At 66.8% G+C, this 5545-nt stretch carries 5 protein-coding genes; all 5 read left to right on the forward strand.

Going from position 1 to position 5545, the window contains the following annotated elements; genetic code table 11:
- Window positions 1-163: 163 nt before the first annotated feature.
- Window positions 164-664 carry an endonuclease domain-containing protein gene (locus tag EO136_RS19020; protein WP_281280388.1) on the forward strand — a complete coding sequence of 167 codons (501 nt, stop codon included), beginning with the start codon at window positions 164-166 and terminating at the stop codon, window positions 662-664.
- Complete coding sequence (locus EO136_RS17720) at window positions 651-1124, forward strand: GFA family protein (protein ID WP_127145720.1); 474 nt, start codon at window positions 651-653, stop codon at window positions 1122-1124. The genes EO136_RS19020 and EO136_RS17720 overlap by 14 nt, the downstream gene beginning before the upstream one ends.
- A complete protein-coding gene (locus EO136_RS17725; RefSeq protein ID WP_206513362.1) occupies window positions 1121-1657 on the forward strand; it encodes a GFA family protein in 537 nt (178 codons plus the stop codon). Before EO136_RS17720 ends, EO136_RS17725 begins: the two co-directional genes overlap by 4 nt.
- On the forward strand, window positions 1654-3249 hold the full coding sequence (gene cimA, locus EO136_RS17730) for a citramalate synthase (protein WP_127145721.1): 1596 nt from the start codon (window positions 1654-1656) through the stop codon (window positions 3247-3249). The genes EO136_RS17725 and cimA overlap by 4 nt, the downstream gene beginning before the upstream one ends.
- Before the next feature lie 27 nt (window positions 3250-3276).
- The coding region (locus EO136_RS18685) for a hypothetical protein (RefSeq protein ID WP_164730681.1) at window positions 3277-5545 on the forward strand (2269 nt) is incomplete at its 3' end.

Genomic DNA, 5545 nt, shown 5'->3' on the forward strand with positions numbered 1-5545 from the left:
CCTCCCTTCTCCCCTTGAGGGAGAAGGTGGATCGGGCCGCAGGCCCGAGACGGATGAGGGGTCGCGCGTGGTAGAATCCGAGCGCTCAGGCCACGCCCCCTCAACACCGATTTCTTTCTCGCACGGAGACAAGGGGGCGAAGACGCCAGCGCCGCATTCCCCCGTGTCAGCCGAGGCGGAAAACCCCTCCGCCCCTGCGCCCAGCCCCAGCCTCCCTTCTCCCCTTGAGGGAGAAGGTGGATCGGGCCGCAGGCCCGAGACGGATGAGGGGTCCAGGCGGCTCGCTGATGCTTCGCGTCGTGCAGAAACGCCCCGCCGCAACCGTGGCTTTGCCAAATCCATGCGGCGCAATCCCACCGATGCCGAGCGCAGGCTGTGGCTGTTGCTCAAGGACCGCCGCTTTGCCGGCTACAAATTCCGCCGCCAGGTGCCCATCGGGCCCTATATCGCCGATTTCGTCTGCCATTCGGCGCGGCTGATCGTCGAGCTCGACGGCAGCCAGCACCTGGACAGTCGCGCCGATACCGCGAGGGACGCGTGGCTTGGTGCCCGTGGATTTACCCTCCTGCGCGTCTGGAACAGCCAGTTGACCGCAGAGCCGCAGGCGGTGGCCGATGCGATCTGGCACGCGCTGCAAAAGGAGGCTCCCTATGACGCCGAGTGAAACCCTCACGGGCGGATGCCAGTGCGGCGCGATCCGGTTCGGCACCAAGCTGGTCGGGGTGGGGTCGATCTGCCATTGCCGCATGTGCCAGAAGGCGTTCGGCAGCTTTTTCGGGCCCCTGGTCACCACCCATGACGGGCACTGGACCCGCGGGCAGCCGAAATGGTTCCAGTCGTCCAACGCCGCGCGCCGTGCCTTTTGCGGGGAGTGCGGGACCCCGCTCGCCTATGAAACGCGGTTCGGGCTGGAATTTGCCATCGGCGCGTTCGATGAGCCCGAGAAAGTCGCGCCCGAAATCCAGGTCAATACGGGCGACAAGCTCGCCTTTTTCGACCGGCTGACCGCGCTGCCACTGCGCGAGAACCCCGACGAGTGGCGTGAGTTCATGGCGGGCATCCACTCCAACCAGCACCCGGATCACGACACCGAGGACTGGCCGCCTCGCGAGCAGCAGCCGTGAGCGCGCGTCTGACGGGAGGCTGCCAATGCGGCGCCGTGCGGTTCCGGATAAAGGGGCCGCTCATCAAGGTCGTCGCCTGCCACTGCCGCATGTGCCAGAAGGCGACCGGCGGGCTGTTCGGCGCCTATGCAGCGGTGGCCAGCGAGCACCTGGACTGGATCGGCGAGCGCCCGACCCGGTTCAGAAGCTCTTCGGCCGCCGAGCGCGGGTTCTGCCCCCGCTGCGGCACACCGTTGACCTTCGAGTGGTCCCCGGAACGCTGCGCAATCGCGCTTGGCGCCTTCGACACCCCGGAAGCGCTCAGCTTCGATCACGCGCTGGAGGTCGCCAATGCCCACCCGGGGCTGGCCAGCCTCCTTTCGCTGCCCGAAAAACCACTGGCCGACACGCCCGAAGCCGCGCGCGCCTATGGCGCGCTGCAAAACTTCCAGCACCCCGATAAAGAGCCCGACGATGAGCGCAGGGGCGATGGCCACGATGACAGGCAAGACAAGAGCCAGAACAAGAGCCAAGAGACCGGTAGGACCCAATGACCAAGGAACGCCTCTATCTGTTCGATACCACCCTGCGCGACGGCGCCCAGACCGCGGGCGTCGAATTCTCGCTCGAGGACAAGCTGGCGATTGCCGCGCTGCTCGATGGCATCGGTATCGATTATGTCGAGGGCGGTTATCCGGGCGCCAATGTGGTCGACACCGCGTTCTTTGAAAGCAAGAGGGTCTCCCGGGCCGGCTTCGTGGCCTTCGGGATGACCAAGCGCGCCGGGCGCTCGGTCGAGAACGACCCGGGCCTCCAGGAACTGCTGGGTTCGGCGTCCGACGCGGTGTGCTTCGTCTCGAAAGCCTGGGACCATCAGGTCAAGCTGGCGCTCGGCATCTCCACGAAGGAAAACCTCAAGAGCCTCGCAGAGAGCGTCGCCGCCGCGATCGCCGCCGGCAAGGAAGCCCATGTCGATTGCGAGCACTTCTTTGACGGCTACAAGGCCAATCGGACCTATGCGCTCGAGTTCGTGCGCACCGCACTCGGGGCCGGGGCCCGCTGGATCACGCTCTGCGACACCAATGGCGGCACGCTGCCCTCCGAGATCGGGGAGATCGTCGCCGACGTCATGACCGTTGCGCCGGGCGACAAGCTGGGCATCCACGCCCATGACGACACCGGCAACGCGGTGGCCAATTCCCTCGCCGCCATCGAGGCGGGGGTGCGCCAGATCCAGGGCACGCTCAACGGGCTGGGCGAGCGCTGCGGCAATGCCAATCTGGTGTCGCTCATCCCGACACTCGTGCTCAAGCCGGCTTATGCCGAGAAGCTGGAGACGGGCGTGACCCGCGCAACGCTCGGGAACCTCACCCATGTGTCGCGCGCCTTCGATGAAATCCTCAACCGCGCGCCGAACCGGCAGGCGCCCTATGTGGGCGCGTCGGCCTTTGCCACCAAGGCGGGCATCCACGCCTCGGCGCTGGCAAAGGATCCATCAACCTATGAGCATGTGCCGCCCGAAAGCGTGGGCAATGAACGGGCGGTCATGGTCAGCCAGCAGGCGGGCAAATCCAACCTCTTGTCGCTCCTGGGGCGCGCCGGATTCGACATCGCCAAGGACGATCCGCGGCTCGATCGGCTGCTGCGCCAGATCAAGGAGCGCGAGGCGCGCGGCTATTCCTATGACGGCGCCGAGGCTTCCTTCGTGCTTCTCGCCCATAAGGCGCTGGGCTCGCTCCCCGAATACTTCCGCGTCACAAGTTATCGCACCACTGTGGAGCGCCGCTTCAATGCACGCGGAGAACTCGTCACCATGTCCGAGGCGGTGGTCAAGCTCGATATCGAGGGCGAGACCTATATGTCGGTGGCCGAGGGCAATGGTCCGGTCAACGCGCTCGATCTTGCCATGCGCAAGGACCTGGGCAAGTATTCCGCGCGGATCGACGATCTGGAACTTGTGGACTTCAAGGTGCGTATACTCAATGGGGGCACGGGCGCGGTCACGCGCGTTCTGATCGAAAGCCGCGACGATACTGGCGCGCGCTGGTTTACGGTGGGCGTTTCGCCCAACATCATTGATGCCTCTTTTGAGGCCTTGTATGAGTCGTTTACCTATAAGTTGATGAAGACATCCGCGGGTAAATAGTTCATCTCTCTCCCCTTGGGTCATGCAGTGCTTGCGCATGGCCAGGGTTATCACCATGCCAAGGAGGCGAAACTGGCCAAACCCCTCACACCTGTCGTCCTGACCGTCGGCGCCGTTATCGCCACCGGGGTTCTGGTGTCCGGCATCATGATCGGGCCGGGCATGGTCTCATGCGTCCAGCGTGGTGATTTCGGCCCCTGCATGGCCGAAACGGTGTTTGCGCCCGAGGAAATGCCAACCGTTGCCGATGACGCCACGGGCATGCCGGTCGACGGCGTGATGAGTGTGGGCGAGGCGGAGGAGGGCGATGACGCGCCAGAGATGCCGGACGCCGCCGCCACCGAGGAGCAAGAGGCCGACCAGCCCGAGGTCGGGCAGGCTGACGAGGACGAGCAGGCCGACATCGTGCAGGACGACGCGCGGGCCGCGACCGGCGATGATGAGGAATCCACGCTCGAGGTCGCCGACGCCGAGCCTGTGATGCCCACGCAGGAGGCTGATGCGCCGGACGCCACGGCCACCGCTGAGCCCGATAGCGCCGAGGCTGGCCGGAGTGCAGCGCCCGAGGACGCGGCCCAGCCATCCCAGCAAGAGAGTGCGCCCGAGCCAGCCGGAGCGCCCGAACCGGCCGCGCCGGAATTCTCCATCGTGCGCGTCGAGCCCGATGGCTCGATGGTTCTGGCTGGCAGTGCCACGCCCGGAGCCCGCGTCGAGATTTTCGCCGACGAGGATGTGATCGGCAGTGAAGAGGCCGGCCGCGCCGGCGATTGGGCCTTTGTGGCCACCGAGCCGCTGCCGACCGGCGGTATCGAATTGCGCGTTCTCGACACCGAGACCGGCATCGAGGCGGAGACTTCGATCATCGTGGTCGTCCAGGACGACCGGGCCGGCGAACCTCTGGTCATCGCCGCGCAGCCCGGAGAGGCGAGCCGCATCCTTCAGGGGCTCGAGACCTTCGAGGTGGCCAGCGCTCCCGATGCCGGAGACGAGCCCACCGACGCCCCCGAGGCCCGGACGACGGAGCCCGAGGACGAGCCCGACCAGCCGCAGGAATTCCCGGAGGCCGACGCCGCGCCGCAGGATGATGCGGCCGAGCCCGATCAAACCCCTGAGCCTGCAGAAGCGAATGAACCGGCAGCCGATGACGCTGCGCGCGAAGAAGAGACGGACGACGCCGAACCGGAGGCGGAGGCTACTGATGCCATGGCGCCGGGATCAGAGCCCGCCGCAGCGTCTGCTCCGCCGGCAGTGGCTGTCGCCCAGCCCAGCATCGACGCCGTCGAGATCGACGGGGACCTGAACTTTTTCGCCGGCGCCGGCGAGGACGGCTATGCCGTCCGGCTTTACGTGGACAATGAGGCGGTCGCCGAAACCGTCGTGCGCGGTGGGCGCTGGCTCGCCGAAACCAGCGATGTGCTCGAGCCCGGCACCCAGCGCGTGCGCGTGGACATGCTCAATCCCGATGGCAGCGTGGTGGCCCGTGCCGAAGTCAACTTCGTGCTCGACCTGCCGGCCGAGGACGCGGCGCCCTCCGAAGAGCCGCTGGTGGTCGCCGAAGCCGATACGCTGCCGCAGTCGAACCAGCCCAAGCCCGAAGCACCGGCCGAACCGACGCCAGCGATGGAGATGGCCGAGGACGCCTCAGAGCCTGGTCCCCAGACTTCTGCGGAACCCGCGCCGGTTGACGAGCCGATGGCTGATGAGCCGGTGAGCGAGTCGGAGGCCTCCGTTGAGCCCGCTCCTGCTATGGAGATGGCTGAGGAAGCAGCCGAGCCCGAGGTCGAGGCGCCTGTCGAGCCCGCACCGGTTGACGAGCCGATGGCCGATGAGCCGATGAGCGAGCGGGAGGCCTCTGTTGAGCCCGCTCCTGCTATGGAGATGGCCGAGGTAACCGCCGAGCCCGAGATGGAGGCACCTGCCGAGCCCGAGGTCGAGGCGCCCGTCGAGCCTGCGCCGGTCGATGAGCCGATGGCTGATGAGTCCGTGAGCGAGCCGGAAGTTCCCGTTGAGCCTGCTCCTGCGATGGAAATGGCCGAGCAGACCGCCGAGCCTGATGTCGAGGCACCTGCCGAGCCCGAACAGGTCGCCGAGCCGATGGCTGATGAGCCTGTGAATGAGCCCGAGGCCCCTGCTGAGCCTGCTTCCGCCATAGGGATGGCGGAGGAAGCTGCCGGGCCCGAGGTCGAGGCACCCGTCGAGCCTGCGCCGGTCGATGAGCCGATGGCTAATGAGCCCGTGAGCGAGCCGGAAGTTCCCGTTGAGCCTGCTCCTGCGATGGAAATGGCCGAGCAGACCG

The organism is Pelagibacterium montanilacus (assembly GCF_003992665.1).
In the GTDB taxonomy this organism is placed as follows: Bacteria; Pseudomonadota; Alphaproteobacteria; order Rhizobiales; family Devosiaceae; genus Pelagibacterium; species Pelagibacterium montanilacus.